We start from the raw sequence: 14,820 nt of genomic DNA on the forward strand, positions 1-14,820 counted from the left end.
AACGCGCACGTGAGCGTGCCACCCAACTCTTCCTTGCTGGCTTGAGCGCCGAGCTCGTTGATCAACCCGTGCTGCGGAGAACGCAACTGACGCACCGCCCGCTCCAGGCGTTCCAAAGCGTTGAGCCGCTCGGGTGTGGTGATCGCGTCGAAGGACAACCCGCACACCCGATCCACGCCGGCATCGAGCGCGTCGAGGGCCCCCACGACCTCCTCACGCGAACTCGAAAGCATGTTCGAATACTACGTCTGCGTACGACAAGATATGCCGCACGATCGGCGCCGAATGCGAAGTTATGCAACAGCTTTGAGCATGGAACCGCCATCGGGTCCATTGCGTCTAATGCGCGCGGGTGTGACCGGCCCCCCAAATGGGTAAGTAGTGCAGTTACCGCTACCTGGGTAGCGTGGTCAATCTTGTTCCCAAGACTGTCGAGGGAGGCTGTGTGCCGATGGGGTCCGAGCAACTGCTCACTCTTGCAGCACCGACCCCAACAGTCCCACCCATTTCCGGTGCCGATCTCGAGAAGCGCACAAAACCCGCGCGCCGCACGCCTGGATGGGTTACTTCGGATGTAGCCGTCGGTCTCGCCATTGCCGTGCTGTGGCAAGTGCTGATGACGATTCTCGGTGCCGTTTTGTCACCAGATCGTGCGGCGCTCTTGGATCACACAATGTTGTGGGACGCGCAGTGGTATTCGAACATTCTGCACGAGCATTATCAGATCAACCCGGCGTCGGCCGCGTTCTATCCGCTGTTCCCGCTTATCGTAGGCGCGCTGTCGGTGCTGACTTTCCATGTCATTCCGAACGCAGCGCTCGGTTTATTCGTCAACACCGTTGCCCTCGGGTTCGCAATCGCCGCGCTACTGAGCATTTCACGCGAGTTCGAGATCAGAAAGTTCCGCTACGCCACGGTGGCGCTGTTTCTCGCAGCCCCAGCCGCGGTCTTCATGCATCTCTTCTACACAGAAGCGGTCTTCGTCGCACTCGGCTTCTGGGCGTATGCCTTTGCGCTGCGCCGGCGTTGGGCGTTCATGGCCATCACGCTCGCGTTCCTCACCGCCACCCGGCTACCGGCGCTTCTCTTCGTCGGTCTGTGTGGTTTGGAGTACTTGCGGGCGTACGACTGGAGCATCAAGAAGGCAGCAAACCGCAACGCCGCTTATTTTCTGCTGGCCCCCATCGGGTTCGTGCTGTACGGGACGTACCTATGGACGGTGCGCGGCAACTTTCTCGGCATGTTCAGCGCATACCAATCCACCAAAGCGTGGGGCTACCTCAATTTCGAGCCGAACTTTGCCTATTCGATTTTCCGGTCGGCCCGGGAGACGGTCCGCGCCGTCAGCGGTCAGCGGCCGATCGACAACGACATAGTCGTCAACTACTCGATCCCCCTACTTTGCCTGGCATTGCTGTTGAGTTGTTCGCTATACCTGCTCCGCGTGTATCGGGGCAAGGGCGTTCCGCTCGGCATCTTCGGTTTGTGTTCCTTGGTGTTCTTCACGATCAACAGCAGCTTCGTGGCGGTACACCGCTATGCGCTCCCGTGTCTGGGTATCTATGTCGCTCTGGCGTTAATTTGCGGCGACGTTCGGAGGGGAAGGGCGCTGGTGTTGGGCGCCGGAATCGCGATGCTTTTCGCGCAAACGGTAATCATCCACTTGCTGTTCGTAACCCGGGATTTCGCCGGATAGCTCGGACGGCCACGAAACGACTGCTGCACAGGCAATTAGGCCAAACTCCAACGCGCTCGGCCCATTGGACCTTAGGCTCGAAATCGTCTGACGGGCGCAGGCACACCTCGGAGATTTCGTCGAGAGGAAACGGCCATGTCATTCGTGGTCACCATGCCAGATTGGGTAACGACGGCTGCCGAAAATCTGGCCGGCATCGGTTCGACACTGGAGCAGGCAACCGCGTCGGCGGCCAGCCCCACCACCGGCCTGGCCGCGGCGGCCGCCGACGAGGTGTCGGTCGCCATTTCCCGGGCGTTCGGTGCCTTCGGCGAAGAGTTTCAAGCCCTCAGCGCCCAGGGCGTGGCCTTCCATGCCGAGTTCGTAAGGCTGCTCAACATGAGCGCGGCGGCGTACGCCGGGGCCGAAATCGCCAATGCGGCACAGACTTTGGCCAACGCGCCGACCGGAAGCCCGGTGGGGACGGCAGCCACAGTCCCCGGTGGGGCGTACGCCCAACTGGTGGTCAATACCGCCAACAACCTGCAAGCGCTCGGCAACGGCTGGGCCGCCAACCCGTTCCCGTTCTTGCGGCAGGTCGTCGCCAACCAGCTGTCCTACGCGCAGCAGGCAATCACAGGTTTCGCCAGCGCCATCCAGAACTTCCCGGCGACCGTCGCGAACCTCCCGACTACCATCCCGGCCGCCATCCAGCAGGTGCTGAACTTCAATGCCGCGGCCCGCATACAGCAATTCATCGCCACCCAGGCCGGCTTCGCGCAGACATTTGTCACCTCAGCAACCAGTGGTCTGACTGGTTTGGTGGCCGGCTTACCCGCGTTTGCAACGGGCGTTCAGACGTCGTTTCAAACGCTCATCACGACCGGCAATTACAACGCGGCCATAGCTCAGCTCGCTGGGGCCTACCGGGATCTGTTGATAACGGGATACGACACCAGCAACTACTCGATCAATTTCGACATCAACACGCTTACGTTGACGGGAACGGCCTACCCCAAGCCGATTGGCCCGTTAGAAGATTTCTTCACGATCCTGAATATCCCCGCACAAGAGGCGCAATACCTCACTAACCAGATGCCGCCATCCATACCCAGGCAGATATCGCAGAACTTCACCAACGTATTGAGTGCGTTGACCGCCACCAACGTCGAAGCGCGCCTGGTACTTCCGTTCCTTGCCCCGCAGACCGGGTTCGTGAGCCTGACGTACAGCCTGCCGTTGGTTATCACCTATGCCCTGGCGGGTCCGCCGTTTGCGGCGCTGGATGCCTTCACGGCGAGCTTGGTGACGTTCAACCAGGCCATCACGTCGGGCAATGTGGTAGGTGCCCTCAGCACGCTCATCGATGCACCGGCCAATATCCTCAACGGCTTCCTCAATGGCCAAGTGATCGTAAACGAGACCATCCTGGTGCCGACGGGTCTGCAAGACATAGTCATTCCCGAGACCCCCCTTCCGTTCCCCCTACCTCCGATCCCTGGGGGGACACTCCAACTTCCCCACACTGTCTCCGTCACTCCGCACGTGCCGTTCGACGGATTGCTCGTTCAACCGCACTACCTCACGGCGACGGTCGGGGTCCCCGATTACTCGATCCCGTTGGTCGGTCCGATTCCCGACATCGACGTCACCGTCTTGGGAACGCCGTTCATGGGACTCGGGCCGCTGCTGGTCAACTACGTCCCGCAGCAGCTTGCGCTGGCGATCAGGCCCCCTGGGTAGCCGACTCAGAGAATCGCGACCGCCACGATAATGCCCAGCGCGAACTGCGCTGCGGCCACTATGCGCGACTCCCAACGGTATTCGTCCGATTCGAACAACAGGTCCATGTCGATACCGATCACCACCGTGGCGATGCGCATCATCAACACCTGCGCCGCGATACCCACCAACCCGAACACCGCCGACGCCAGCAGACCTTCACCGAGCTTGCCCGACGATGAGTAGATCGCCAGCACCACGATGAGCGCCATGCTGACCATCCCGGCGGCAGCCACGATCACGGCATTGGGTTTACCGGCATTGACCATCTTGCGCAGCGGTCCCGGGGTGGTCAGGTCAATGGCGTAGAACCCGACGACCATCAGGACCAGCCCAAGGATGGAATACAGGACGATGGCGGCGGCACCGCCACCGAGCCAGGTCCAGTAATCCGAGTGCGGCAGCGCCACAATGCTTGTCGTCATCGAAGATCAACTCCCTTGTTCCGGTTTACCTGAGCGGGATTCGGTGCGGCACGAATGCGGCGCCGTCGTCGGTGATGAGCCCGGCCGTCTCGCGGATACCGAGCCCCGCGGAGGTGTCACCGACGATCCAGGCGCCGAGAGCGGGCCGCATGTCGTCGAATTCGGGCAATGGGTCGAGCAACTGGTAGACAAAACCTTCCTCGCCGTAGAAGCCGCCGGTCGCGGTCTCCATGCCGGCGCCCACGATGGTGACGTTTGCGCCCTCACGACCGAGTTTGGGCTTGCGCACATACTCGGTGAGTTCGTGCGGGTCGTCGAGGTATGCGGGCAGTAGGTTGGGGTGGCCGGGGTACATCTCCCACAGCACGGCCAGGATCGCCTTGTTCGACAGCAGCGTCTTCCACAACGGCTCGATCCACATCGTCTGCGGCAGCGTTGAAACGACGTACTTGCCGAACTGGTCATCCAGCACCCACTCCCACGGGTGCAGCTTGAAGATTGCCTGAATCGGATCCTCTTCCAGATCCACGAACCGCTCCAAGGCGGAGTCCCAGCCGACGTCCTCGATCAACAGCCCGACGGTCTGAAAGCCCGCCTCCGCGGCGGTCTCCTGCATGTAGGTCGTGGTGATCTGATCCTCACCGGTCGCCTCCACACCGGACCAGGAGAAGTGCAACTCGTTGCTGGGCAACAGGTCTCGTACCGCCTTCCAGCGGTCCACCAGCTGTTCGTGCAACGAGTTCCACTGATCGTCGCCGGGAAACTTGTCCTTGAGCCAATACCATTGCAGGATCGCCGCTTCCAGCAGCGTGGTCGGCGTGTCGGCGTTGTACTCGAGCAGCACCGCCGGCCGTCGCCCGTCGTAGCGTAAATCGAAGCGGCCGTACACATGTGGGTCGGATCGGCGCCAGGATTCGGCGATGTGGGGCCAACTCCATTCCGGCAGACCGAAATCCGCGTACCGCTCCATCAGGATTACCTGCTCGACGGCGTTCAGGCACATCGAGTGCAGCAATTCCACGTCGGCCTCGAGAGCCAGGATCTCGTCCATCTCGAATTCGTAGTAGACCGACTCATCCCAGTACGGCCGATCCGCGCCCCCCGCATCGCGCGCCGGCGTCCCGTACACGAGCCCTTGCGATTCGACGATCGACTGCCAGTTCGGCCGCGGCGGCGTCCGGCCGCGTTTCACGAGCCCCCGCCGCCCTTGCCGCCACTGCCACCGATGCCGCCGCGCTGAATCGTGGTGCCGGACTTGGTGGTGACGGTCGCGCCCTTCGGCAGGGTCGTCGAGCCGCCCACCGGCCGTTGCCCCACCGACCCGGAGCTGCCGTAGTAATAGCGGTAAGAATGCCCGCCCCAGAAGAAGAACCCGTTGAGACCCGGTGTGTGACCGGTGCAGTAGCTGTCGGGAACGATCACCGGCTGACCGTTCGGGTCGTCCCGGACGCACTGGGCGGTGACGTGATTCGGCGACAGCAACCAGTACCCCACGCCCGCGACCAGACCGACCACACCCACCGCGGCCGCGGAACCCATCAGGATCCGCTTCTGCCGCTGACGCTTGGCCTCCGCAGCGACCCGTATTTCCTCGAGCTCGCGTTGCTTGTCCTCGTACTTCCGCCGGGCGCGCAACTCCGCCGGGGTCGGCGGCCGCGGCTTCGTGGTGGCCGCGTCCTGGAACTGGATACTGCCGAGCGGCTTGAGTTTGGGCGGCGCGTCGGGCACCTTGCCGGGGCCGTCTTTGCGGTTCGCGCCCAGCGAGCTCTTGCGGGGCCGTTCCGGGGCGGGACGGTCGCTCGGGGGTTTGGGCTGCGCGGCGGCATCCGCCTCGCGAGCCTTCCGCTTGCGTTCGATCTCACCGAGGTCGAACTGCTCGGTGACGCCGTCCGCGCGGGCATTTCTTTTGCGCTCGATCTCCTCGAGATCGTCGGGCTTGCCCTCCGCGGACTCGTTGCCTTCCCGCGGGTCTTCTTCTGACCCCACTAGCTGTCCTCCCGGTCCCCTCCGGTCGTCGCGCTACACGCGGGCAGTCTCCCACATCCTCGCGGCCAAGGTGGGCAGGGTGGCTAAGACCACCAACGCTCCAGGACGCGGGCGACGCCGTCCTCCGAATTGCGGGCGGTCACCTCGTCGGCTGCGGCCAGCGCCTCGGGGTGCGCGTTGCCCATCGCCACACCGCGCCCGGCCCGCAGCAACATCGGGACGTCATTGGGCATGTCACCGAAGGCGATCATCTCCGCCTCGCTGATCCCCAGCGGCTCGGCGACCTCCCGCAGGCCGCTGGCCTTGCTGGTACCCCGTGGCACGATCTCCAGCAGGCCGTTGTTGGTGGAATAGGTCAAGTCACCTTCGTCGCCGATGTGCGGGGCCAGGGCGCGGGCCATCTCCGCGCTGGACGCGCCCGCCTTGCGAATGAGCAGCTTGATCGCCGGCGCGCTGAGCAGGTCCTGCACGGACACCTCGGTGTTGTCGGGGTTGAGCCACGCATGTTCGTAGCCGGGCGAGCTGACGAACTGCGGCGTTGCGGTGTCGTGGGCGCGCTCACCGATCCGTTCCACCGCCAGCCCCGCACCCGGGATAGCGCCCTCGATGATCTCGGCGAGGGCGGCGAGGGTGTCGACGGCCAGCGTGCGTGCCGAGATCACCCGGTCGTTTTCGGGGTCGTAGACCACGGCGCCGTTGGCGCAGACCGCCGTCGGCGCGAAGCCGAGTGCGTCGACGACCGGCCGGATCCAGCGCGGCGGTCGACCGGTGGCCAGCACGAAATGTGCTCCGCCGTCGACCGCGGCGCGCACCGCGGCGCGAGTGCGCGGGCTGAGGGTTTCGTCGTCGTCGAACAGGGTGCCGTCAACGTCGCACCCGATGAGTGCAGGATGGTTGAGCAATAGGTTCCGTCGGTCAGAGTTTGCCGGTGTCGTCAGCGGGGGTCGCCCTCTTTCGCCTCTTGGACCCCACACCTTCTTGCGCCCGCTTCTGTGCCCGCTCGGCCAGTTCGGCGATGCGGAATTCCCTGGACTCATCCGGGGTGGGCGCGCTGCCGCCGAGCCGGCGCGGCACCCAGTATTCGCCCTTGGGATGCGGGTAGCGCTCCTGCACCCAGTAGAGCATCGACTCCATCGCCTGGCGCAGTACGGCGTTGAACTCCTCGGCGGTGCCCTGCGGCCACAACGGCGGACCGATCGCGACGGCGATCGGAATCTTGTTGCGCAGCAATCTCTTCGGATGGTCCTTGGGCCAGATTCGGTGCGCGCCCCAAACGATCATCGGCACGATCGGCACCTGCGCCTCGATCGCCATCCGTGCGGCACCCGTCTTGAACTCCCGCAGTTCGAAGCTGCGGCTGATCGTCGCCTCGGGATGCAACCCGACCAGTTCGCCTTCCCTGAGGCGCTGCACCGCAACCGCGTATGCCTCCGAACCCAGGCTGCGATCAACCGGGATCAACTGGGTGTGCTTGATCACGTAGTTGACCGCTTTCACCTCCTGCATCTCGGCTTTGATCATGAACCGCAGCCGCCGCTTGCGTTCCAGCGCGGCGAGCGATGCCGGGATCCAGTCGACATAGCTGGTGTGGTTGAGGGCGATGATCGCGCCGCCGCTCTCGGGGATGTTTTCCAGCCCCTGATACGTGATCTTGTTTCCGTTCAGCGCAACGACCGAGGGAACGAAGAATTCCATGAACCGGAAGAACGGCTCAGCCATGTGTCGACTCTCCTCCCCGCTTCCGCTGCGGTGTCCGGCGTGCGGCCCTCGCCGCATTCTTCTCGTCAGCGTCCATTTTCGCTGCTTCCGCCACCGTCGGCGCAGCACCGCCGAGCTGATGCGGTACCCAGTACGCGCCCGCCGGATGCGGGTAGTCCCGCTGCACCCGGTCCAGTAGCGCCGTCATCGACGAGCGCAGCGTCTGGCCGGTCGCGGAGATATCGGCTACGGCACGGATCGGCGATCCCGCCGCGACAGTGACCGGTATTTTGTTGTAGCCCAACTGTTTCGGGTGACCCTTGGTCCAGATGCGCTGCGTGCCCCAGACGATCAGCGGCACGATCGGAACGTCGGCTTCGACGGCCATCCGCGCGGCACCCGTCTTGAACTCCTTGAGTTCGAAGCTGCGGCTGATCGTGGCCTCGGGATAGACCGCTACCAATTCGCCCTCGCGTAACGCCCGGACCGCGAAGGTGTAGGCGTCCGCGCCGGAGCTGCGGTCCACCGGAATGGCGCCGTTGCGTTTGATCAGGAAGTTCACGATCTTGACGCGTTGCATCTCGGCTTTGATCATGAAACGCAGCCGACGGCCACGTCGGCGCATCGCCAATCCCGCCGGCAACCAATCGACGTAGCTGGTGTGGTTGATGGCGACGACCGCCCCGCCGCGCTCCGGGATGTACTCCTCGTCCAGGTACGTGATCTGGGTTCCGGTTGCCAGAACTAGGAACTGGGCCAGGATCTCGCAGGCGCGATAGGTGGGCTCCGCCATCGGTCACTGCTCCGGCGCTCCGGACGGATGCGCTCGCTCGGCACGGCGCGCCGCTTTCTCCGCGGCCTCCTCGGCGTCCATGCGGGCCGCCTCGGCCAACGACGGCGCGCCGCCACCGAGTCGGTGCGGCACCCAGAACTCGCCCGCCGGGTGCGGGCCGTACTGCTCCTGCGCCCGGATCAACAGGTGCTGCATCCGGGAGTGCAACAGCGCGGTCAACTCGGCGGTGGACAGCGTGGGCTCGATCGGTTCACCGACGATCACCTGGATCGGCACCTTGGGCCGGAACAACTTCCGTGGATGGCCTTTGGTCCAGATCCGCTGGGCGCCCCAGATGACGTGCGGCACGATCGGCACACCGGCCTCCACCGCCATCCGCGCCGCGCCCGTTTTGAATTCCTTGATCTCGAAGCTGCGGCTGATCGTGGCCTCGGGGTAGACGCCGACCAGTTCACCGGCTTTGAGCTTCTCGACCGCCGCGGCATATGACGCGGCGCCGCTATCGCGGTCCACCGGGATATGCCGGAACGAGCGCATGAGCGGGCCGGCGATCTTGTGATCGAAGACCTCCTGCTTGGCCATGAACCGCACTTTGCGGCCCAGGCCCTGCCGGTAGGCCGGCAGGCCGGCGAGGGTGAAGTCCAGGTAGCCGGTGTGATTGATCGCGACCACGGCACCGCCGCTGGTGGGCAGGTTCTCTACCCCCGTCACAGTGATCTTGAGACCCTGTAGACGAAATATCAGGCGGGCAAGAGTAATGGCAGTGCCGTATGCCGGTTCCACAGCAGATCAGCCTAGTGCGCTCGGCTGGCATGCACCTGAAGTGGTGGAAACCGGACGTGCGACGAGACGGGATCATCGGTGAGCTACCCAGCTAATTTCCCGCCCGCGGCGGTGCCCGCGGTGGTGCGCCGGCTGGCGGCCGACAGACCGGTGCGCGCGGTTTGGCGCAACGAGTTGGGCGATGTCACCTTCCGGGTGGACTCCGGGGCCGAATTCATCAAGGTGGGCGCCGAGTACTCGATCGATTTCACCGCCGAGGCACATCGCCTGAGCTGGGCGGGGAGGTACATCCCGGTGCCGACGGTGCTGGATTTCGGGGTCGACGAGGGCTGCGCGTGGCTGCGCACCCTGGGTCTGCCGGGGCTGTCCGCGGTGCACCCGCGCTGGCAGGCAGAGCCGGCGATCGCGGTGCGGGCGATCGCGGCGGGGTTACGCACCATGCACGACGCGTTGCCGGTGTCGTCGTGCCCGTTCGACTGGTCGGTGGCGAGCCGGTTACCGCTGCTGCACCCGGCGCACCGGGCGCACCTTCCCGATGCGCCGCCGATCGATCGGCTGGTGGTGTGCCACGGCGACCCGTGCGCCCCCAACACATTGATCGACGAAACGGGGCGCTACTGCGGACATGTCGACCTCGGGGACCTGGGCGTGGCCGACAGATGGGCGGATCTCGCGGTGGCCACCCTTTCGCTCGGGTGGAACTACCCAGGTCACGACTGGACGCCGGAGTTCTTCAACGCCTACGGCGTCGCACCGGATCCGATCCGGATCGACTACTACCGACGGCTGTGGCAAGACCCGGACCTTTGACGCCAGCTAAACTCGGGGCGAACTCCCAGCGTCTTTTCAACGGTATTTGAAGGGTATTTGTGCAGGTCACCAGCGTCGGCCACGCCGGCTTTCTGATCCAAACCCGGGCGGGCAGCATCCTGTGCGACCCGTGGGTGAACCCGGCGTACTTCGCGTCGTGGTTCCCGTTCCCGGACAACAGCGGGCTGGACTGGGACGCGCTGGGCGACTGCGACTACCTGTACGTGTCGCATCTGCACCGGGACCACTTCGACGCCCGGCTGCTGACCGACCACGTGAACAAGGACGCGGTCGTGCTGCTGCCCGACTTCCCGGTACCCGACCTGCGCAGCGAACTGGAGAAACTGGGGTTTCACCGGTTTTTCGAGACCACAAATTCGGTGCAGCACCGGCTGTCGGGCCCCAAGGGCGATCTCGACATCATGATCATCGCGTTGCGCGCCCCGGCTGACGGCCCGATCGGCGACTCGGCGCTGGTGGTCTCCGATGGCGACACCACGGTGTTCAACATGAACGACGCGCGGCCGGTCGACCTGGACATCCTGGCTGCCGACTTCGGTCAAATCGACGTGCACCTGCTGCAATATTCGGGCGCGATCTGGTACCCGATGGTCTACGACATGCCGGCCCGCGCCAAGGAGGCGTTCGGCACCCAGAAGCGGCAGCGCCAGATGGACCGTGCCCGCCAATACATCGCCCAGGTCGGCGCGACGTGGGTGGTGCCGTCAGCCGGCCCGCCGTGCTTCCTGGATCCAGACCTGCGGCACCTCAACGACGACAGCCGCGACCCGGCGAACATCTTCCCCGACCAGATGGTGTTCCTGGATCAGATGCACCGCCATGGTCAGGACGGCGGCCTGCTGATGATGCCGGGTTCGATCGCGGACTTCACCGGTTCGGCGCTGAACTCGCTGACCCATCCCCTGCCCACCGATGAGGTCGAAGCGATCTTCACCACCGGCAAGGCGGCCTACATCGCCGACTACGCCGAGCGGATGGCGCCCGTCCTGGCCGCCGAGAAGGCCGGCTGGGCTGCGCCGACCGGCGAGCCGCTGCTCGAACCGCTAAGGGCGCTGTTCGAGCCGATCATGTTGGGCAGCAACGAAATCTGTGACGGCATCGGTTACCCGGTGGAACTGGTGATCGGTCCCGAGACGGTGGTTCTGGATTTCCCCAAACGAGCGGTGCGGGAACGCATTCCGGACGAGAAGTTCCGCTACGGATTCGCGATCGCACCCGAGTTGGTGCGCACGGTGCTCCGCGACAACGAACCGGACTGGGTCAACACCATCTTTCTGTCCACCCGCTTCCGGGCCTGGCGCGTCGGCGGCTACAACGAATACCTGTACACCTTCTTCAAGTGCTTGACCGACGAGCGGATCGCATACGCAGACGGGTGGTTCGCCGAGACCCACGACGACTCCGCGTCGATCACCATGGCCGGCTGGGAGATCCAGCGACGGTGTCCGCACCTGAAGGCCGACCTGTCGAAATTCGGTGTGATCGAGGGTGACACCCTGACCTGCAACCTGCACGGGTGGCAATGGCGGCTGCCCGACGGCCGCTGTCTGACCACGCGCGGGCACGAGTTGCGGAGCAGCCGGGCATGACCACGATGGCCGAACGGTGCTACGACGACGGCGTGGTCCAGCTGGACCAGATGGCGATCACGTTGCGCCGCTACCACTTTCCGTCGGGCACGGCGAAGGTGATCGGGCTGGACCAGATCCGGTCGTACAAGGCCGAGCCGCTGGGCCTGTTCACGGTCCGATTCAACGTCTGGGGCAGCCCCGACTTTCGCCGCTGGCTCCCGCTGGACATGTACCGCCCGCTCAAGTCCACCTTGATCACGCTGGACATACCGGGATCCAAGCCGGCCTTCACACCCGCGCGTCCCGACGAGTTCCTGGCCTGCTTGGCGGAACTGCTGGCCGAACGCCGTTAGAGATCTTCCAGGGCGGCCCGGCCGGCGTTGTAGCCGGGCGTGAAGGTGATCCCCGGCCCGCCATGGCAGCCGGCGCTGCCGAGGTACAGCCCGTGCACCGGGATGGGTTGTCCGATATAGCCTCTCGGGCCCGGCCTGTTCTGGCCTATCTGGTCGGAGTGCAGCAGACCGTGGCAGTAGTCGCCGCCCGGCGCGCCGAACATGACTCCCATGTGCTTGGGGGTGAAGGTGGTGTGCCGGATGATGCTGCGTTCGAAATTCGGTGCCAGCCGGGTGATCTTGTCGATGACGCGCTGCCCCATCTCGACCTTGGCCTGGCCGTAACGTCCCTCATCCTGGGCACCACCCTCGATCGGGAACCACAGTGCGAACGCCGAAGCGGCGTGCTTGCCCGCCGGGGCCAGATCCGGGTCATGCACCGACGGGATCTGCAGCACCAGGGTGGGATCCGCCGGCACGACGCCCCGACGGCAGTCCTCCCATTGCTGCTGAACTTCCTCCGGTGTGCAGAACAGGCCGATGGACGCTTGCATGGTCGGGTCGTTGAGCGCCTCATAGGGTGCCGCGAACTGCGGCGCTTCTTCAAGGGCGAAGTGCATCTGCAGGTAGCTGCCGCGGTGGTCGATGCGCGAGTACCGGTCACGGATCTCCGACGGCAGCACGGCGGGGTCGATGAGGTCGTTGAGCGTCACGTCGGGCGCGATCGAGGACACTACGATCGGGGCCGAAAAGGTGTCGCCCCCTTCGGTGCGCACTCCGGCCACCCGGCCGTCCGCGACCAGGATCTCGCCGACCTTGGACCGCAGCCGTACTTCGCCACCGTTTTCTTCCAGCACTCGCGCCAGATGGGCGGTGAGCGCGCCGATCCCGCCGCGCAGCTTCTTCATCTGCATGAAGTCGCCGTCGGGAATCCCCAGCCCGAAGGCGAGCGCGGCGGCGCTGCCCGGAGTCGACGGGCCCCGGTAGAGGGTGTTCACCGCCAGCACCGTCATCGAACCGCGTATCGCCCCGTGCTTGTCCTTGTCCGGGAAGTAGCGGTCCAGTACGTCGGTGACCGAGCCGAACAGCATGTCGTCGATTGCCGAGCGTTCGAATTCGTTTGTGGCGCAGGCATACATTTCGTCGAATGTCTTGGGCAGTGTGCCGGCCTCGAATCGGCCCAGGGCGCGGGTCGGGGCCTGGGCCCACATCAGCAGGCCGCCCATGCCGGCGACCGCGTCCGCGCCGTGCACCTCGTTGAGGTGGGCGAACATTTTCATCGGGTCGCTGTACTGGACCAGCGGGTCGTCCCCAACACCGCGCAGCGCCACGGACATCACCTCGAGGTCGACCGTCGGAATGGTGTCCAGGCCGAGTTCGCTGATGACCTCCAGCGAGGTGGGAAATTGCACCGAACCAGCGATCTCGAAGTGATAGCCGTCGAAAAGTTCCACTGTGGAGGCCATGCCGCCGGCGTACAGCTTGCCGTCCAGGCACAGGGTCCGCAGACCCGCCCGTTGCAGCAACACCGCCGCGGTCAACCCGTTGTGGCCTGCGCCGATGACGATCGCGTCGTATTGGGTGCCAGATTCAGACATGCGCCACCTCCCGGAGTGGAGGCTGGCATGCCGGCCAAGTTTTGTCAATTATGACGAAACTTGGCGGCGGGAAGTCCCGTCGGGCGGTCAGTCGGACCAGGTGTCCCCGATGCCCTCGCGCAGCGACTCCAGCGCCAGGTGGCTCATCTTGGCCAGCGCGCCGAGTGTCCGGTCGTCGCCGACCATCCACGCCTCCATCGCCCCGAAAACGGCCGCCGCGATGCACCGACTGATCACCGTGGCGCGCAGCCGAGCTTCGGAGGTCACTGTGCCCGGACGCCTGCGGCGCTGTAGCTGGACCTGGATCGCGTCGGCCAGATCTGCCTGCACGTCACGGATGTGCCGGACGATGCGGTCCTGGTCAACCTCACCACCTCGGAGTGCGGCGATCTTGGTGACGGCCTCCACGTCGTACGGGAACGCAAAGATCGCCGCCTGCACCGAATCGACGACCGGTTCGTCGGCGGGCCGGGCTTCCAGCGCGGCGCGGAACCAGTTGAGGCCGGTGTAGTCGGCGAACAGCAAATCATGTTTTGAGTTGAAGTGGCGGTAGAAGGTCCGCAGGGAGACTCCGGCATCCGCGGCGATCTGCTCGGCCGACGTCTCCTCGACACCCTGGGCCAGGAAGCGCACCACCGCGGCTTGGCGCAACGCTTCCCGGGTGCGTTCGCTGCGCACCGTCTGAGCTGGGCGGACCATTGCGACAACGTACCAAAAGTTCAAGTATTCGCTATGCCGGGTTTCGACAATATTGACAAAACTTTGCCAAGAGCGCGAAACTGCGCGCATGGTGTCACTCATCGCCCACGCTGTGCTCGGAATCGCCGTCATCCTGTGGATCGTCAAGTCGAACCCGGCGGTCTACGCCAGGCCCGCCGACGGACCGCTGTTCTCACCCCTGGAAATCGTCTACTACGTCGTCGGTATCGCCTCGATCGCGCTGGGCTGGTACTTCAACATCCGGTTCGTGCAGGGGTACGCACCGCACGGATTCACCGGGGCACACAACCCGATCTGGGGTCCCGGCAGTTGGACGCAGTACATCCAGCTGATGTTCACCAACCCGGCGGCCGGCTCGGCCAGCCAGGATTACACGATTGCGAATGTGATTCTGCTGCCGCTGTTTTCGATCACCGACGGGTACCGGCGTGGTTTCAAGCGGCCGTGGTTGTACTTCGTCAGCAGCCTGTTCACCAGCTTCGCGTTCGCGTTCGCCTTCTACTTCGCCACCATCGAACGCCAGCGCCGGCACGAACGGGCGGGGGGGCCGGCCGACGCTCTGGTCTCGTAGCGGGTGCGCGAGCCGGTCAGGCCGGCTCCAGCACCTCGGGGGGGGCGGATGGGGC

Annotated in this window: 15 protein-coding genes and 1 pseudogene; 6 read left to right on the forward strand and 10 right to left on the reverse strand. The window is 64.9% G+C overall.

Translation table 11 applies throughout. The annotated features are described in order from the left end of the window. A pseudogene (locus tag A9X01_RS24620) lies at nt 1-233 on the reverse strand (hypothetical protein); the annotation flags it as partial. 218 nt (nt 234-451) lie between these two features. On the opposite strand from A9X01_RS24620, the gene A9X01_RS24625 reads away from it, so the two are divergent. Together A9X01_RS24625 and A9X01_RS24630 are read left to right on the forward strand one after the other, a co-directional pair. Then, complete coding sequence (locus tag A9X01_RS24625; RefSeq protein WP_155772268.1) at nt 452-1,696, forward strand: putative hexosyltransferase; 1,245 nt, start codon at nt 452-454, stop codon at nt 1,694-1,696. Nucleotides 1,697-1,831: 135 nt separating this feature from the next. Further along, the gene (locus tag A9X01_RS24630; RefSeq protein WP_065123225.1) at nt 1,832-3,418 is read left to right on the forward strand and encodes a PE family protein; all 1,587 of its coding nucleotides are present in this window, start codon (nt 1,832-1,834) and stop codon (nt 3,416-3,418) included. A 5-nt stretch (nt 3,419-3,423) separates the two neighbouring features. On the opposite strand, the gene A9X01_RS24635 is transcribed toward A9X01_RS24630, so the two are convergent. The 7 genes from A9X01_RS24635 to A9X01_RS24665 all read right to left on the reverse strand — a co-directional run bounded on the left by A9X01_RS24635 (nt 3,424) and on the right by A9X01_RS24665 (nt 9,142). Beyond that, a complete protein-coding gene (locus A9X01_RS24635) occupies nt 3,424-3,882 on the reverse strand; it encodes a DUF350 domain-containing protein (RefSeq protein ID WP_065123226.1) in 459 nt (152 codons plus the stop codon). A gap of 25 nt (nt 3,883-3,907) precedes the next feature. Continuing rightward, nucleotides 3,908-5,074, reverse strand: coding sequence for a glutathionylspermidine synthase family protein (locus tag A9X01_RS24640; RefSeq protein WP_065123227.1), 1,167 nt, complete (start codon nt 5,072-5,074; stop codon nt 3,908-3,910). Beyond that, nucleotides 5,071-5,868 carry a hypothetical protein gene (locus A9X01_RS24645; RefSeq protein ID WP_253849378.1) on the reverse strand — a complete coding sequence of 266 codons (798 nt, stop codon included), beginning with the start codon at nt 5,866-5,868 and terminating at the stop codon, nt 5,071-5,073. Before A9X01_RS24645 ends, A9X01_RS24640 begins: the two co-directional genes overlap by 4 nt. 83 nt (nt 5,869-5,951) lie before the next feature. Beyond that, a complete protein-coding gene (locus A9X01_RS24650) occupies nt 5,952-6,770 on the reverse strand; it encodes a Cof-type HAD-IIB family hydrolase (protein WP_065123228.1) in 819 nt (272 codons plus the stop codon). A 13-nt stretch (nt 6,771-6,783) separates the two neighbouring features. After that, nucleotides 6,784-7,587, reverse strand: coding sequence for a lysophospholipid acyltransferase family protein (locus A9X01_RS24655; RefSeq protein ID WP_065123229.1), 804 nt, complete (start codon nt 7,585-7,587; stop codon nt 6,784-6,786). After that, nucleotides 7,580-8,359 carry a lysophospholipid acyltransferase family protein gene (locus A9X01_RS24660; protein ID WP_065123230.1) on the reverse strand — a complete coding sequence of 260 codons (780 nt, stop codon included), beginning with the start codon at nt 8,357-8,359 and terminating at the stop codon, nt 7,580-7,582. The genes A9X01_RS24655 and A9X01_RS24660 overlap by 8 nt, the downstream gene beginning before the upstream one ends. Nucleotides 8,360-8,362: 3 nt before the next feature. Then, a complete protein-coding gene (locus tag A9X01_RS24665) occupies nt 8,363-9,142 on the reverse strand; it encodes a lysophospholipid acyltransferase family protein (protein WP_065123231.1) in 780 nt (259 codons plus the stop codon). Between the two features lie 78 nt (nt 9,143-9,220). Between A9X01_RS24665 and A9X01_RS24670 the strand changes: the two genes are divergently transcribed. From A9X01_RS24670 to A9X01_RS24680, 3 genes are read left to right on the forward strand one after another with little or no spacing between them, the layout of a single operon-like run. After that, nucleotides 9,221-9,952, forward strand: a complete 732-nt coding sequence (locus tag A9X01_RS24670; RefSeq protein ID WP_065123232.1) for a phosphotransferase — start codon at nt 9,221-9,223, stop codon at nt 9,950-9,952. A gap of 59 nt (nt 9,953-10,011) precedes the next feature. After that, nucleotides 10,012-11,562 carry an MBL fold metallo-hydrolase gene (locus tag A9X01_RS24675; RefSeq protein ID WP_065123233.1) on the forward strand — a complete coding sequence of 517 codons (1,551 nt, stop codon included), beginning with the start codon at nt 10,012-10,014 and terminating at the stop codon, nt 11,560-11,562. A gap of 5 nt (nt 11,563-11,567) precedes the next feature. Continuing rightward, entirely contained in the window at nt 11,568-11,897 is a 330-nt protein-coding gene (locus A9X01_RS24680; protein ID WP_436405304.1) for a hypothetical protein, read from the forward strand. Here A9X01_RS24680 and A9X01_RS24685 read toward each other — a convergent pair. After that, nucleotides 11,894-13,474, reverse strand: coding sequence for a phytoene desaturase family protein (locus A9X01_RS24685; protein ID WP_065123235.1), 1,581 nt, complete (start codon nt 13,472-13,474; stop codon nt 11,894-11,896). The genes A9X01_RS24680 and A9X01_RS24685 overlap by 4 nt on opposite strands. Nucleotides 13,475-13,561: 87 nt before the next feature. Beyond that, nucleotides 13,562-14,173: a TetR/AcrR family transcriptional regulator gene (locus tag A9X01_RS24690; protein WP_065123236.1), complete on the reverse strand. Its 612-nt coding sequence runs from the start codon at nt 14,171-14,173 to the stop codon at nt 13,562-13,564. 88 nt (nt 14,174-14,261) lie between these two features. Here A9X01_RS24690 and A9X01_RS24695 point away from each other — a divergent pair, with 88 nt between their 5' ends. Then, on the forward strand, nt 14,262-14,765 hold the full coding sequence (locus tag A9X01_RS24695) for a DUF2834 domain-containing protein (protein ID WP_065123237.1): 504 nt from the start codon (nt 14,262-14,264) through the stop codon (nt 14,763-14,765). Nucleotides 14,766-14,820 lie beyond the last annotated feature (55 nt).

It is taken from the genome of Mycobacterium asiaticum, assembly GCF_001668675.1.
Lineage (GTDB): Bacteria > Actinomycetota > Actinomycetes > Mycobacteriales > Mycobacteriaceae > Mycobacterium > Mycobacterium asiaticum_D.